The organism is Streptomyces sp. NPDC044002 (assembly GCF_056434525.1).
In genome coordinates, this window is sequence record NZ_JBWKEZ010000014.1 from 20,216 (window position 1) to 33,368 (window position 13,153).

At 73.7% G+C, this 13,153-nt stretch carries 16 protein-coding genes; 8 read left to right on the plus strand and 8 right to left on the minus strand.

Annotated elements, in window-relative coordinates:
* Nucleotides 1-55: 55 nt before the first annotated feature.
* The gene (locus tag AC07A6_RS13220) at nt 56-1,003 is read left to right on the plus strand and encodes an alpha/beta fold hydrolase (protein WP_478777153.1); all 948 of its coding nucleotides are present in this window, start codon (nt 56-58) and stop codon (nt 1,001-1,003) included.
* Here the strand turns inward: AC07A6_RS13220 and AC07A6_RS13225 are convergent.
* A complete protein-coding gene (locus AC07A6_RS13225; RefSeq protein ID WP_362467028.1) occupies nt 984-1,943 on the minus strand; it encodes a GlxA family transcriptional regulator in 960 nt (319 codons plus the stop codon). The genes AC07A6_RS13220 and AC07A6_RS13225 overlap by 20 nt on opposite strands.
* 105 nt (nt 1,944-2,048) lie before the next feature.
* Between AC07A6_RS13225 and AC07A6_RS13230 the strand changes: the two genes are divergently transcribed.
* Complete coding sequence (locus AC07A6_RS13230; RefSeq protein ID WP_362467027.1) at nt 2,049-2,642, plus strand: MBL fold metallo-hydrolase; 594 nt, start codon at nt 2,049-2,051, stop codon at nt 2,640-2,642.
* A gap of 21 nt (nt 2,643-2,663) precedes the next feature.
* On the opposite strand, the gene AC07A6_RS13235 is transcribed toward AC07A6_RS13230, so the two are convergent.
* From AC07A6_RS13235 to AC07A6_RS13250, 4 genes are all read right to left on the minus strand, one after another.
* Nucleotides 2,664-2,921 (minus strand): hypothetical protein, encoded by a 258-nt coding sequence (locus tag AC07A6_RS13235; protein WP_478777154.1) that lies wholly within the window; start codon nt 2,919-2,921, stop codon nt 2,664-2,666.
* Entirely contained in the window at nt 2,921-3,331 is a 411-nt protein-coding gene (locus tag AC07A6_RS13240; RefSeq protein ID WP_125813259.1) for a VOC family protein, read from the minus strand. The genes AC07A6_RS13235 and AC07A6_RS13240 overlap by 1 nt, the downstream gene beginning before the upstream one ends.
* A gap of 78 nt (nt 3,332-3,409) precedes the next feature.
* Nucleotides 3,410-3,889, minus strand: coding sequence for a hypothetical protein (locus AC07A6_RS13245; protein ID WP_478777155.1), 480 nt, complete (start codon nt 3,887-3,889; stop codon nt 3,410-3,412).
* Nucleotides 3,877-4,398 carry an RNA polymerase sigma factor gene (locus tag AC07A6_RS13250; protein WP_478777156.1) on the minus strand — a complete coding sequence of 174 codons (522 nt, stop codon included), beginning with the start codon at nt 4,396-4,398 and terminating at the stop codon, nt 3,877-3,879. Before AC07A6_RS13250 ends, AC07A6_RS13245 begins: the two co-directional genes overlap by 13 nt.
* 183 nt (nt 4,399-4,581) lie before the next feature.
* Here AC07A6_RS13250 and AC07A6_RS13255 point away from each other — a divergent pair, with 183 nt between their 5' ends.
* Nucleotides 4,582-5,445, plus strand: coding sequence for a hypothetical protein (locus AC07A6_RS13255; RefSeq protein ID WP_478777157.1), 864 nt, complete (start codon nt 4,582-4,584; stop codon nt 5,443-5,445).
* On the opposite strand, the gene AC07A6_RS13260 is transcribed toward AC07A6_RS13255, so the two are convergent.
* Nucleotides 5,424-6,509 (minus strand): alkene reductase, encoded by a 1,086-nt coding sequence (locus AC07A6_RS13260; RefSeq protein WP_478777158.1) that lies wholly within the window; start codon nt 6,507-6,509, stop codon nt 5,424-5,426. The two genes, AC07A6_RS13255 and AC07A6_RS13260, sit on opposite strands and share 22 nt — an antisense overlap.
* 87 nt (nt 6,510-6,596) lie before the next feature.
* Between AC07A6_RS13260 and AC07A6_RS13265 the strand changes: the two genes are divergently transcribed.
* Complete coding sequence (locus tag AC07A6_RS13265) at nt 6,597-7,496, plus strand: LysR family transcriptional regulator (RefSeq protein WP_386271907.1); 900 nt, start codon at nt 6,597-6,599, stop codon at nt 7,494-7,496.
* A 91-nt stretch (nt 7,497-7,587) separates the two neighbouring features.
* Entirely contained in the window at nt 7,588-7,782 is a 195-nt protein-coding gene (locus tag AC07A6_RS13270; RefSeq protein ID WP_362467020.1) for an antitoxin, read from the plus strand.
* Here the strand turns inward: AC07A6_RS13270 and AC07A6_RS13275 are convergent.
* Both AC07A6_RS13275 and AC07A6_RS13280 read right to left on the minus strand, forming a co-directional pair.
* Nucleotides 7,773-8,597, minus strand: a complete 825-nt coding sequence (locus AC07A6_RS13275; RefSeq protein ID WP_478777159.1) for an alpha/beta fold hydrolase — start codon at nt 8,595-8,597, stop codon at nt 7,773-7,775. The genes AC07A6_RS13270 and AC07A6_RS13275 overlap by 10 nt on opposite strands.
* On the minus strand, nt 8,594-9,055 hold the full coding sequence (locus tag AC07A6_RS13280; protein WP_478777160.1) for a pyridoxamine 5'-phosphate oxidase family protein: 462 nt from the start codon (nt 9,053-9,055) through the stop codon (nt 8,594-8,596). The genes AC07A6_RS13275 and AC07A6_RS13280 overlap by 4 nt, the downstream gene beginning before the upstream one ends.
* A 162-nt stretch (nt 9,056-9,217) precedes the next feature.
* Between AC07A6_RS13280 and AC07A6_RS13285 the strand changes: the two genes are divergently transcribed.
* From AC07A6_RS13285 to AC07A6_RS13295, 3 genes are all read left to right on the plus strand, one after another.
* Nucleotides 9,218-10,087 carry an AraC family transcriptional regulator gene (locus AC07A6_RS13285; RefSeq protein WP_478777161.1) on the plus strand — a complete coding sequence of 290 codons (870 nt, stop codon included), beginning with the start codon at nt 9,218-9,220 and terminating at the stop codon, nt 10,085-10,087.
* A gap of 157 nt (nt 10,088-10,244) precedes the next feature.
* Nucleotides 10,245-10,433 carry a hypothetical protein gene (locus tag AC07A6_RS13290; protein WP_478777162.1) on the plus strand — a complete coding sequence of 63 codons (189 nt, stop codon included), beginning with the start codon at nt 10,245-10,247 and terminating at the stop codon, nt 10,431-10,433.
* A gap of 264 nt (nt 10,434-10,697) precedes the next feature.
* Entirely contained in the window at nt 10,698-13,127 is a 2,430-nt protein-coding gene (locus AC07A6_RS13295; RefSeq protein WP_478777163.1) for a hypothetical protein, read from the plus strand.
* The last annotated feature ends 26 nt before the right edge of the window (nt 13,128-13,153 follow it).

Genomic DNA, 13,153 nt, shown 5'->3' on the forward strand with positions numbered 1-13,153 from the left:
CAACAACATGGTACGTTCGTATCACGAAGAACGGATCTTCCCAGGAGGTGCCGCCGTGCCCGAGACCGCCGCGACCCAGAGCACGACCCGCGTACGCCGCGACGTCGGCCGCTACGTCAACGACACCCTGCGCGACCGCTACTTCGCCGCCGCCGAGGTCCTCTTCGCGATGGGTGCGCCGGCCCGCTCCGAGACGGACGTGGAGACCAGCTTCGGCACCACCCACGTCTACCGGTACGGTCCTACCGACCCCGCCGCGGAGTCCCGGACCCCGATCGTCCTGATCCACGGCGCCGGCTACGGATCGGCGATGTGGTACCCCAACACCCCGGGCCTGAGCCTCGACCGCCCCGTCTACGCCCTCGACACCCCCGGCGACGCCAACCGCAGCGTCCACCGCGAGCCCATGTGGCAGCCCGAGCGCGCCGCGCAGTGGATGGACGAGGCCCTCGACGCGCTCGGCCTCGACCGGGTCCACCTCGTCGGCTCCTCCTACGGCGGCTGGCTCGTGCTCAACCAGGCCCACCTGCGCCCCGGACGGCTCGCCTCCGTCACCGCACTCGACCCCGGCGGCCTGGAGAAGGTCGGCCTGCGCTTCTTCGGCTGGGTCTTCCTGAGTCTGTTCGCCACCTTCGCCCCCAAGGCGCTGCGCCCCCGGCTCGCCAAGTGGCTGGACCAGCCCGTCCTCGCCGTGCCCGAGATGCGCCCGTGGATCCAGCTCGGCGCCCGCGCGTACCGGATCCGCCGCCCCGCGCCCCTGCCGCTGACCGAGGACGAGCTGCGGACCATCCGGACCCCGCTCTACGTGATCATGGGCAAGCACAGCCTGCTCGTGCACCCGAAGCGGCAGCTGGAGCGCGTCCCCCGGCTGATACCCGGAGCCCGCGCCGAGATCATCAGCGCGACCGGCCACGGCCCGCAGATCGACCACCCCGACGTGGTCAACGCCCGGATGCTCTCCTTCATGGAGGACGCCGACTCCCTCACCGCGCAGCGCGGCTGAAGGCCCTCCGGTACGAGCGCGGCGGCACCCCGCGCCGCCGTACGAACTGCTCGCGCAGCACCGCCGCGCTCCCGAAGCCGACCAGCCGGGCGATCTCCTCGACCGGCAGCTCGGTGGTCTCCAGCAGCTCCTCGGCACGGCTGATCCGCAGCCCCAGCAGCCAGGCGTGCGGGGTGGTGCCGGTCGAGGCCGCGAAACGCCGGGCGAAGGAGCGCCGGCTCATCAGGGCCCGGCGGGCCAGCTCCGCCACCGGCAGCGGCTCGGCCAGGTGCTCCCGCGCCCACGCCAGCACCTCGGCCAGCTTCTCGTCCCGGCAGTCCTCCGGCACCGGCGTCGCCAGGTACTGGGCCTGCCCGCCGTCGCGGTGGGAGGGCAGCACCAGGTCCCGGGCTATCGCGTTGGCCGTGGCGGCCCCGTACTCCCGCCGCAGCAGGTGCAGGCACAGGTCGAAGCCGGCGGCGGCGCCCGCGCCCGTGACGACCGCCCCCTCGTCCACGTACAGGGAGTCCGGTTCGACGCGGACCTGCGGATGGCGTTCGGCCAGCAGCCCGGCGAACCGCCAGTGGGTGGTGGCCCGGCGCCCGTCCAGCAGCCCGGCCGCCGCGAGCGCGAACGCCCCCACGCAGTGCGCCGCCACCAGCGCCCCCCGCTCCCGCGCGGCGGCCAGGGCCTCCAGCACGGCGGGGGACGGCGGCGTACGGAAGTCCGCCCAGGGCAGGGCGATCACCAGGTCGGCCGAGGCCAGCCGGTCCAGGCCGTGCTCCACCGTCAGCGGCAGCCCGACATCGCTGCGCACCGCACCGGGCCGGTCCGTGCAGAGGGCGAAGTCGAAGCGGGGCAGCCCCTGTCCGCGGTCGTCGAACACCTCGGAGACGATCCCCGCCCCCAGCATCCCGACACCGGGAGGGGCGTACGCGGCGACGGACACGAAGGGCGGCATGCGCGCAGTCTGGCACGCGGACGGCCGGCGCGGTGGCCCGATTCCCGCGATCAGTGGCAGTACGGCCACTCGTGAAGGGGCCCGCCACGCCGAAGACTTGGGGGCATGACGAACGCACCGCTCGGCGCCACCGCCCGCTTCCGCATCCTGACCACCGGCTACACCCTCTCCACCGGCCCCGGCGTCGCCGCCACCGTCTCCTACGTCGGCGACGGCGACCGCCACGTGATCGTGGACCCCGGCATGGTCGCCGGCCGCGACCGGATCCTGGGCCCGCTCGCGGAGATGGGGCTCGGCCCCGACGACATCACCGACGTGGTCCTCAGCCACCACCACCCCGACAACACCATGAACGTCGGTCTCTTCGGACACGCACGCGTCCACGACCACAAGGCGATCTACGAGAACGACCAGTGGACCGACCGCGACGCCGAGGGCCACGAACTGGCCCCCTCGCTCCGGCTGATCCGCACCCCCGGCCACAGCCGCGAGGACATCACGCTGCTCGCCGGCACGGACGAGGGCGTCGTCGCCTTCGTCGGCGACCTGTGGTGGCGCCCCAACGGCCCGGTCGACGACCCGGTCGCCCCGGACCACGACGTCCTGCGGGCCTCCCGGGAGCGGGTGCTCGCGGCCGCGGACGTGATCGTCCCCGGCCACGGCCCCGCCTTCCCGGCGGACGACACCGCGCCGCTCTAGAACGCCCTCGGCCCGCCGCGCTCAGCCCGCCACGGCCGCCGCCGCCCGCCGCACGGCCGCCCGCCGCTCGGTCACGTAGGCGTACGGGGAGCTGCCGTAGGCCAGCTCGAACTCGCGGACCAGCTGCCCCGCCGCCATGCCCGCGGCCCGCGCGAGGGCCAGGACGTCCAGCGGCCGCGCGTGCTCCCGGTCGATCCGGTCACGCACCCGGCGCAGCCGTACGAGCGTCCTCAGGTGCTGCGCCTCGGTGAGCGCGCGCGCCCACCCGGGGCGGCACATCAGCGCCGTTCCTGGATCCGGACCAGGTTCCCCGCCGGGTCGCGGAACGCGCAGTCCCGCACGCCGTACGGCTGGTCGGTCGGCTCCTGGACCACCTCTGCGTCGGTGGCCTGCACCTTCTCGAACGTGCCGTCCAGGTCCGGCGTGGCCAGCAGGATCCACCCGTAGGTGCCCTTGGCCATCATCTCCAGGATGGTCCGGCGCTCGGCCTCGGTGATGCCCGGGTCGACGGCCGGCGGCGCCAGCAGGATCGACGTACCGGGCTGGCCGACGGGGCCGACGGTGATCCAGCGCATCTTGCCCTGCCCGACGTCGCTGCGGACCTCGAAGCCGAGGACGTCGCGGTAGAAGGCCACCGAGGCGTCCGGGTCGTCGTGCGGGAGGGCCGTGGTGTGAATGGTGATGTCCATGCCCGCCACGTTAGTTGCGGGCCCAGCGGGGCGCTTCTCGAATCCTGACCGCTTCACCTGCCGCCGCCCACCCCCCCCTCAGGGGATGTCCAGCTGGTCGGTCAGCCGTTTGAGGGCCTTGGCGCCCAGTGGGTCCACCAGGGGGTGCAGGGCCCGGTCCAGCCACCGGACGCCCGGGATCCGCAGGGCGCCGAAGAAGGCGAAGCGGGTGCCGTCCCCCTCGGGAACGGCGGCCATCCCGCCCAGCACGAACCGGCTCTGCATCAGGCACCAGCCGGGCCGCAGCACCACGTCGAAGCGCGCCCGCAGGCCCAGCGGGCTGCGCGCCCTGGCCTCCAGGCGGTCGCCGCGCACCGAGGTCACGGTGAAGGCGCTGATGTCGGTGATCAGCCGGGGCAGCTGCTCCTCCAGGTCGGAGGCCAGCCCCCAGACCCGGTCGAAGGGCGCCGGAACCAGGTGTTCCGCGTAACCGGCGGCCGGAGTGGTGCGGGCGACGACCCGCAGCCTGCGGACCGCGTCGAGTTCGGCGACGGGCCAGTCCTCGTTCAACGTCCCCACGCCTTCCTGAAGTTGCGGCGGGCCCGGAAGAGCCGGGTCCGCACGGTGGGCCCGGGTACGCCGAGCAGTGCGCTGACGGAGTGCTCGTCCATGCCCTCCAGGTCGCGCAGGACCAGGACGGCGCGGTGGGCCGGGGTGAGCCGCTCCAGCACGTCCCGTACGTCGGCGGCGAGCTGGGGATCGCCGGCGGCGGGGACGTCGTCGAGCGGGTCCGGGACGGCGCGCGCCGCCGCACGGGCGACCCGGACCGCCTCCCGTACGGCGATCACCCGCACCCACCCGAACAGGGCGGCGGGCTCGCGCAGTTGGCCCAGCTTGCGGAAGACCGTGATCAGCGCCTCCTGCGTGGCGTCCGGACCGTCCTGGAGGGCGATGGGCCCGCACAGCCGGCCCACGTAGGGGGTCAGCAGGTCGAGCAGGTTCTGGACGGCCATCCGGTCGCCGCGCTGTGCGGCGCGCACGAGCGCGGCGGTGTCGGTGTCCGGTGCGGTGCCGGTGCCGGTGCTCACCGCTCGCCGGGCTCCGTCGGGAACCGGGATCCCCATTGCTTCCTCCTTGGCGAGGTCTCGGCAGGAAGAGCGGGCGGAGCGCCGGAACGTTCCCCGTGACCCGCGTCACATCCGGATGGCCGGTGACGTGTCCGGGGCCCCCTCGTTGCCGTTCGTAAAGGATCACGTTGCGGAGGGCCGGCAGTGAACGGACAGCGGACGAGGACGAGCGGGCGGCATCCGGTCCTGGACGACGCAGAGGACGTACGGGCCGCGGCCGCCGCACTCGCGGAAGGCTTCGCCGTGGCCCACGGGTTCGGGAACTTCTACGCCGTCACCGCGCGCGCCGACCGGGGTGCCGTAGACCGGGTCAACCGGATGAAGGGCAGGCCCGACGGGCAGGTCGCCAGCGTCACCACGGTCCCCGAGCGGGTCGCTTCGCTCTTCGACTGGACCCTGCTCCCCGCGGCCCTGCCGCGCCGGCAGCTCCGCCAGCTCGTCGAAGAGCTGTTCCTGCTCGGCCCGTTCGGCTTCCGGGGACCGGCGGCCGGACATGTGCCGCGCCATCTGACGGCCGTCCAGGACGGGGTCACGACCGTGCAGCTCATCGGCCCGGGATACCGCTGCCCGTCCAACGGCTTCCTCGCCGAGGCGCTGGACCGCACGGGGGACGCCCTGCTGTCCGTCACCTCGGTGAACCGCTCCCGGCACCTGACCGGCGCCGAGCACGAACCGGCCCACTGGCGGGCCGAGGGCGTGATCGCAGACTTCGGCGAGGAGGAGGGCGTCCGGATCCTCGTGCACGACGACGAGCCCGCCGCACGCCTGCGCCACCCGCACCACGCCCCGATGCCGGCCACGGTGCTGGCCTTCCACCACGCGCCCGGCCGCAGCCGCTCGGGCCTCCCCGTCCTCACCCTCGAACGGCACGGCTCCCTCTCGGCGGACCACACCCGGGCCGTCGCGGCCAACCACGGCTTCGCCGTCGTCCCCTCGCCCCGGGCGGCCCGCCGCCTGCACTCCCGTACGTACGCGGACCGGCGGGCTCAGGCCGGCAGCGCGGGGTAGTCGGTGTACCCGTCCGCGCCGCCCACGTACATCAGGCCCTCCTCCCGCAGGGGGTTCAGGGCGGCGCCGGTACGCAGCCGCTCCACCAGGTCCGGGTTGGCGAGGAAGGCCCGGCCGAGGGAGACCAGGTCGGCGCCGGCCGCGAGCAGCCGCTCGGCCTCGTGCCGGCCGCCGTCGGCGGGCAGCGGGCCCGGCCACGGCAGCGCCGGGTTCGCGATCAGCGTGCCCGCCCACTGCTTGCGGATGCGCTGGAAGAGGGGCTGGTCCGGGTCGGCGAAGACCACGTGCAGATAGGCCAGGCCGGTGTCGGAGAGGGCGTCGACGAGCGCCGGGTACACCTCCTGCGGGTCGTCCTCGTGCATGCCGTTCGCGGTGACCCCGGGGGCGACGCGCAGGCCCACCCGCTCCGGTCCGACCGCGGCCGCGACGGCCTCGACCACCTCCCGCACGAAGCGGGTGCGGCCCTCGACCGAGCCGCCGTAGCCGTCGGTGCGGTGGTTGGTCCCGGAGGCCAGGAACTGGTGCAGCAGGTAGCCGTTGCCGCCGTGCACCTCCACCCCGGCGAACCCGGCGTCGACCGCCCGGCGCGCGGCAGCGGCGAAGTCGGCCACGGTGGAGCGGATCTCCGCGGCGGTCATCTCGCGCGGCACCACGGCGGGCACGTGCCCGCCCGGGGTGAAGATCGTGCCGGGCAGCGCGACCGGAGAGGGCGCCACGGGCGGCAGGCCGCCGCTGTTGTCGGGGTGGCCGATCCGGCCGCCGTGCTGGATCTGGAGGAACATCCGCCCGCCGGCGGCGCCCACCGCCTCCGTGACGCGCCGCCAGCCCGCGACGTGCGCGTCGTTGTGGATCGCGGAGATGTCCGGGTACGTCTGGCCCACCGCGTTCGGCGTCGACGCCTCGGCGATGATCAGGCCCGCCGACGCGCGCTGCGCGTAGTACGTGGCCATCAGCGGCGTCGGAACGCCGTCGGCGGTGGCGCGATTACGGGTCATCGGCGCCATCACCAGGCGGTTGGGCAGGTTCAGGGCACCGAGACGGAAGGTGTCGAAGACGCTGGTCATGGGCCCACTTTCGAACGGTCCAGGGGGCCGAACAAGACCGATCTGATCTACGATCGGTGACCGGAACTCACCGATGGAGGCCGGGCGGTGGAACGACACGAGATCGAGGCATTCCTCACGCTGGCCGAGGAGTTGCACTTCAGGCGCACCTCCGAGCGGCTCGGCCTGGCCCAGGGCCGGGTCAGCCAGACCATCAAGAAGCTGGAACGACGCATCGGCACCGCCCTGTTCGAACGGACCAGCCGGCGCGTCGCCCTGACCCCGGTGGGCCGCCGGCTGCGCGACGACCTGCTGCCCGTCCAGGAGCAGCTGCGGCGGGCCGTCGACCGCGCCACGGCCGCGGGCCGGGGCTTCACGGGCGTGCTCCGCGTCGGGTACTCCAGCCCCATGGTCGCCGAGATGCTCCTCAGGGGCGGCGACGCGTTCCGCTCCCGCTACCCCGACTGCGAGGTCGAGATCCACGAGGTGCAGCTCTCCGACCCGTTCGGGCCGATGCGCGCCGGCCGGGTCCACCTCCAGGTCAGCGAACTCCCCGTGGAAGAGCCCGATTTCACGGTCGGCCCGCTGCTGCGGCGCGAACCCCGCGTACTGATGGTCCCGGCCGGCCACCCCTTCGCGCGGCGTGCGTCCGTGTCCGTGGAGGATCTCGCCGAGGCGCAGCTCCTCGCCGTCTCCGGGGAGGCCGTACCGCGGCACTGGCTGGACCACCACTACCCCCGGCACACCCCGCAGGGCCGGACGGTCCCGCACGCGCCCGCCGTCACGTACTGGACGGAGCTGCTGAGCCTGATCGGCCGGGGCAAGGGGGTCTCGCCCGCCTCCGCGGCCGCGGAGGGCTACTACGCGCGGCCCGACGTGGCGTGGATCCCCTTCAGCGACGCCCCGACCGTCGACTACGGCTTCTTCTGGCCGACGGCCGGCGAGAGCGCCCGCGTACGCGCCTTCGTCGGGACGGTGTGCGAGCTCGCCGGCCCCGACCTGCCCTGACGCCCCTCCGGGGTGCGGCTCCCGGCGAAGGCGCGGATGCTGGTGGTGCCGGTCGTGCTCAGGGCCGGCCGGCATCCGCGAGGAGGAACCCATGTCGATGCTCGACAAGCTCAAGGGCCTGCTGAAGGGCCACGAGGACACGGTCCGGCAGGGGGTCGAGAAGGCGGGCGACGCCTTCGACGCGAAGACCGGCAACAAGTACCAGAGCCAGGTCGACATGGCCCAGCAGAAGATCAACGAGCAGCTGGGGACCGACCAGCCCCGGGAGAACCCGCCTCAGGGCTGAACGTCCCCCAGGAATTCCCGGAGCGCGTCCAGCAGGACCTCCGGCCGTTCCAGGTGGACGTCGTGCCCCGTCCCCGGGACGCTCAGCGCCACCGTCTGCGGCCGCAGCCGCAGCATCCCGTCGATCTCTTCGGGCGCGATGAAGCCGGACTGGGCGACCACGGCCAGGGTCGGGCAGGACACCTGCGCCCATTCGTCCCAGAAGGCCCGCCGGGCGTTCTCCGCGAGCGACCCGACCATCACGTCGCGCTCGAAGCGCGGCCACCAGCCGCCGTCGCGTTCCTCCAGGCCGGCCGCCCAGCCCTCGCCGACCGGGCCGCCGCCGAGGAACCCGACGGCGGCTTGCCGCGACGGGAACGGCGTGGGCCAGGAGTCGAGCCACCCCCCGATCTCCGCCGGCACGTCCGGGCTGGGCCCGCCCGGCCCGGCCTCCACCAGGACGAGCGCGCGGAAGAGCCCGGGGTGCGCGGCGGCGGCGAGCATGGCGGTGTGGCCGCCCAGCGACTGGCCGACCAGGACGGGCCGCCGCAGGCCGAGCCGCTCGCACACGGCGACGGTGTCCGCGACGTACGCGGCCCGGGACACGTCCCCAGGGCGCCGCTCGGCGGCGCCGTGGCCGCGCTGGTCCACGGCCACGACCCGGTGACGGAGGCTCAGCTCCCGTGCCACGGCGTCCCATTCGCCCGCGTGCCCGGCCAGCCCGTGCAACAGCACGACGGCCGGCCCCGGGCCGTCCGGTCCGTCGGGGTCGCCCCAGTCGCGGCAGGAGATCCGGACGCCCTCGCGGACGACGACGTGCTCCGTCCAGGAGGTCACGCGGTCTCCTCCAGCCAGCGGCCGTCGCGCATGAGGTCGCGCCCGCGCAGCTCGTTGGCCTCGCGCCAGGCCTGGATGCGGTGCGGCCGGACGAGGAAGTACTGGTAGGCGTCGAGGTCGCGAGGGTCGAAGCCGGTCTTGGCCGAGAACAGCTCCCCGGTCCCCGGGGGCAGCCCGGCGAGGTCCACCGCCTCGGCGGTGCCCTCGACCATGACGACGTCCCGGGTCGGCCCGAGGCTGAGCCGCACCCGGCCGTCGGCCAGCAGGTTGCGGCCGGTCACCGAGGCGCGGGGGGTCGACACGAGGAACGCCGTGCCGTCCCACAGGAACGACAGCGGCACCAGGTGCGCGCCGCCCGGCGCACCCGAGGACGCGAGCCACAGGTCGACGTCCTCCTCGAACCGCTTGCGCGTGTCCCGGAGCCTCTCGTCGCGTTCACGCGGCGGCGCGGTCGTCATGGTGTCCTCCGTCAAGTCGGCCTGCATGCTGGCCGGTTCAGCGTACGGGTACGGCCGGCGCGGCCGTCCGGCCGGCGTACCCGACCGGAGCGGGCACGGAATGTCGGGTGAGGCAGGCTTGGCCCTGCCTAGCGTGGTGGGCGAAAGGGAAGGAGCCCGGGAATGCTGGATCGGCTGAACCAGGCCATGGAGTACGTCGAGGACCACCTCGACCGGCACCTCGACGTGTCCGAGCTGGCCCGGATCACGGTCACGTCGGAGTACCACTTCCGGCGGATGTTCTCGTCGCTGGCGGGGATGCCGCTGTCGGAGTACGTCCGGCGCCGGCGGCTCACCGTCGCCGGGGCCGAAGTGCTCGCCGGCGGACCGGCCCTGCTGGAGATCGCGGTCCGCTACGGCTACGCCTCGGGCGAGGCGTTCGCCCGGGCGTTCCGGGCGGTGCACGGTGTCGGTCCCGGCGAGGCCAGGCGCACCGGCGCCGCTCTGAGATCGCAGCCCCGGCTCTCCTTCCGCCTCACCGTCGAAGGGAACAGCACCATGCGCTACCGCATCGTGGAGAAGGAAGCATTCAGGGTCGTCGGCCGGAAGGCCCGCGTCCCGCTGATCCACCAGGGGGTCAACCCGCACATCGCCGAGCACGTCCAGGGCATCCCGCCCGAGACGGCCCGGCGGATCGCGAGCCTCTCGGACCAGGAACCGCAGGGGGTGGTGTCGGCGACCGTACGCCTCTCGGACGGCTTCGAGGAGGGCGCCGAGCTCGACTTCTACCTGGCCGCGGTGACCACGGCCGCCGAGCTGCCCGAGGACCTCGACGTACTGGACTGCCCGGCGGGCACCTGGGCCGTGTTCGAGAACACCGGGCCGTTCCCGGAGGCGCTGCAGCAGCTGTGGGCCGACGTGGCCGCCCAGTGGATGCCGTCGAACCCGTACGAGTACCGCCCGGGGCCGGAGATCCTCCGCGCCCGCCCCCAGGAGCCCGGGACGCTGTCCGAAGCGCAGCTGTGGATCCCGGTGACCCGCACGGCGCCGTGACCCGCACGACGCCCTGAGCCGGCGGGCGGCCACCCCTGCCGGTCCCTGCGTGTCCGCTGTAGGACATGGCCACGTTGCCCTCCCCTTCCCCTCTTCATCCGGTCTTCCGGCCCGGCAAGAATTTGGGCATCGCGAAGCCTTACGGAGGGGAAGCACGATGACGCGACGCATGAAGGCCCTGTCGATGGCCGCCGTTTTCACAGCCGCTCTGGCGGTCGGCTCGGCAGCCATTGCGCAGGCCACCGGGAATTCGGCGTCGGAGACCATCGTGCAGATCGCGGATTCCGGCTGGCAGAGCCCGGCTCCCGTGGTCGGCCAGCACTACGAAGACTCGGGCTGGCAGTAAAGGCGGACCGCGCCACATCCTCTCCGGGGGCATGCGAGACCGACCCGTTCCCGTTCGGGAACGGGATTCACCACCGCTATTTCAATGGAGGCCAAGATGGCTGACGTACAGAACGACGTACAGAACAACGAGGATGTCTACTCGGACCTCGAGGGCTCGGGCGTGGTCGCCACGGTCTTCCTCGACTGATCCTTGCTCGACATGGCGGCGCCTCCTTTTCCCCACGGGAAAGGAGGCGCCGCCGTAAGGCGGAGAGTTCTTGAAATGATTTCCTCGACAGATCCTGCCGAGATCGCCCTGCGGGCAGTCATCCACGGTCCTCAGGGCGAACAGCCCGAGGCACCCCTCATCGCGCGCGCGGTCTCCCACTGGGCAAGCAGCGGTGACCCGTACGGCTGGTCCAGGATGTACCCGCCGGCGCAGTACCGGCAGGCTCTGCGCCGGGCCGGCTTCGCCGACCCGGACCTGGAGGCGATCGCCGGCACTTGGAGCGCCCCGGCCGCGGCGCGCTTCGCGGCCGTGGCCGACGACCCGGGCGAGCAGGTCTGGGCGGTGCGCCTGCTGCTGCTGATGGGGCTGTACGAGGCGGCCGCCGACCGGTGCGACCGGATCGGCCGGGACGACCCGGAGGCATCGCGGTGGGCCGACTACCTCCGCCACCTGATCGGCGTCCGCACCTCCCGGCCTGCTTCCGGCCCGAGCGGCCGGCAGGCCGGCAGGGCGGGCTCGCCGCTGCTGAGGCTGAACGGGGCACTGCTCTCACTGTCGGCGGCCGTGACGCGCGTCGGCGACGCTGAGCACGTCACCACGTACCGGGACGCCGCGCGGGAACTGGCCGACGGCATCCGGCAGGGCTCCCGGGCCCTGGGCGCCGCCGCCGACGCGCGCATCCTGCGCACCCTGATCCCCTGGCACCGCGGCCGCGGAGAGTTCGCGGCGGTCCACGCACTGGTCCGGGACCAGCTCGACCGGCTCGCCCAGGCGCGGCGCCTCGCGGACCCTGGGACGCAGTTCGTCCTGGACGAGGCCGCGCGCCGGGTACTCGACGCGGTGACCGTGGAATCGCTGCGCGAGCGGGAGTACCGGGCGGCCGGCGACTGGTCGAAGGAGACGGAGCTGCTGGATCCGCACTGCGCCCGGGGACGCCTGCTGCATGGCATAGCCCTGGAACGTCTGGGCCACACCGCCGAGGCCATCGGGGAGTACCGCAAGGCCGCCCGCTACGGGCTGGCCGAGCGGTCGTTCTCCCGCATGGCGGTCTCGCGCCTGGCCGGGCCGGAGACGGCCACCGGCTGCGACGAGGACCTGGCCGGGTGGCACGACCGCAACGACACCGGCAACCGCCGGCGCTACCTCCTGGACGGCAGCCGCACCCGGGTGCTGTCACGGGTCCCCGTCGACGCCGTCGCACTCGACGCGCAGGCCGAGGAGCTCGAGGCGGGCCCCTCCTCCTTCGAGCAGCGCTTCGCCCCGTACCTGACCATGCGGTCGGCGCCGGTGCCCGCCCCCCTGTTCACCGACGGCCCCCGGCTGGCGTGGGACGCCCACCTCGACAAGGCCGAGCCCTGGTTCTCCAGCCTGTACCTGCAGCGGTCCATGGTGAACAACTTCCGCGTCGAGCTGACGCGCGCCGCCATCCGTGACGGTGTCACCGCTGCCCGGGACCAGGCCGGCTTCGAGTCCTGGCTCCGGCTGCCGGGGGATCCGGCCAAGCAGCAGCTCGCCCGGGCACTGGCCGACCTGCCCGACGACCCGCTCGTCCTGGCACGCCTCGCCCGGGTGGTGTCCTGCCTCGGCTTCCAGGAGAAGGCCCACGACATCCTCACCGCCGTACCCGAGTTGACCGGCCCCGAGTACGCGTACGCACACAGCATGCGCCTCTTCCTCAGCCACGTCATCCACCTCGGCCGCGGCCACGACCACCAAGGCGAGATCGAGCAGGTCTTCGCCGGACTCGGCGACGATCCCCGCTACGCCCGGACCCGGTTGTCGCTGTGCATCGTCGCCATCGTCACCAGCGCCCAGTCCAAGCAGTTGCCCGCCCTGGCCATGTGGCACGGAAGGGGACTGGAGGCACTGGAGCGGTACACGCGTCTGCCCGAGGTGGACGGCTTCGAGCAGACGCTGATGACCAGCCGGTTCTACCGCGCGGCGGCCTTCGAGCCGTTCCTCAACAACCGCCGGGACCAGCTGCGCGCCGACCTCGACCGCTGGCTGGGCCTGGCCCGCGACCTGACCGGCCACGACGCCCGCACCCGCACCCTGGCCCGGGAGAACCTGTTCCCGGCCCTGGAATCGGCCGCGCGCACCGAGGCCGCGCTGGGCAACACCTCCCTCGGCCGGCAGCTGATGGAGGAGATCACCTCCGTCGTCGACCCGCTCGACAGCAAGGCCTGGCTCCAGGTCGCCGACGGCCGCAAGCAGGCCGGCGACCTGCGCGGGGCACTGACGGCCTATCTGAACGCCGCGCGGCAGCAGGTGCCGCTCGGCCGGGTCGCCTGGTTCGGCGCGGGCCGCTGCTGGGAGAAGCTCGGGGACCGGGAGGAGGCCTTCGAGTGCTACCGCAGGTCGCTGGAGTACTGGCCCACCGGACTCGCCCCCGCCCAGCGCATCGCCGCCCTCTTCGCCGACCATCCGCTCGAAGCGGCCTACGCACGGGCCCTGCCCGCCCTGCGGGCAGCCGACGGCGCCTGACCCCGGTTCCCGCACACGAAGGTATT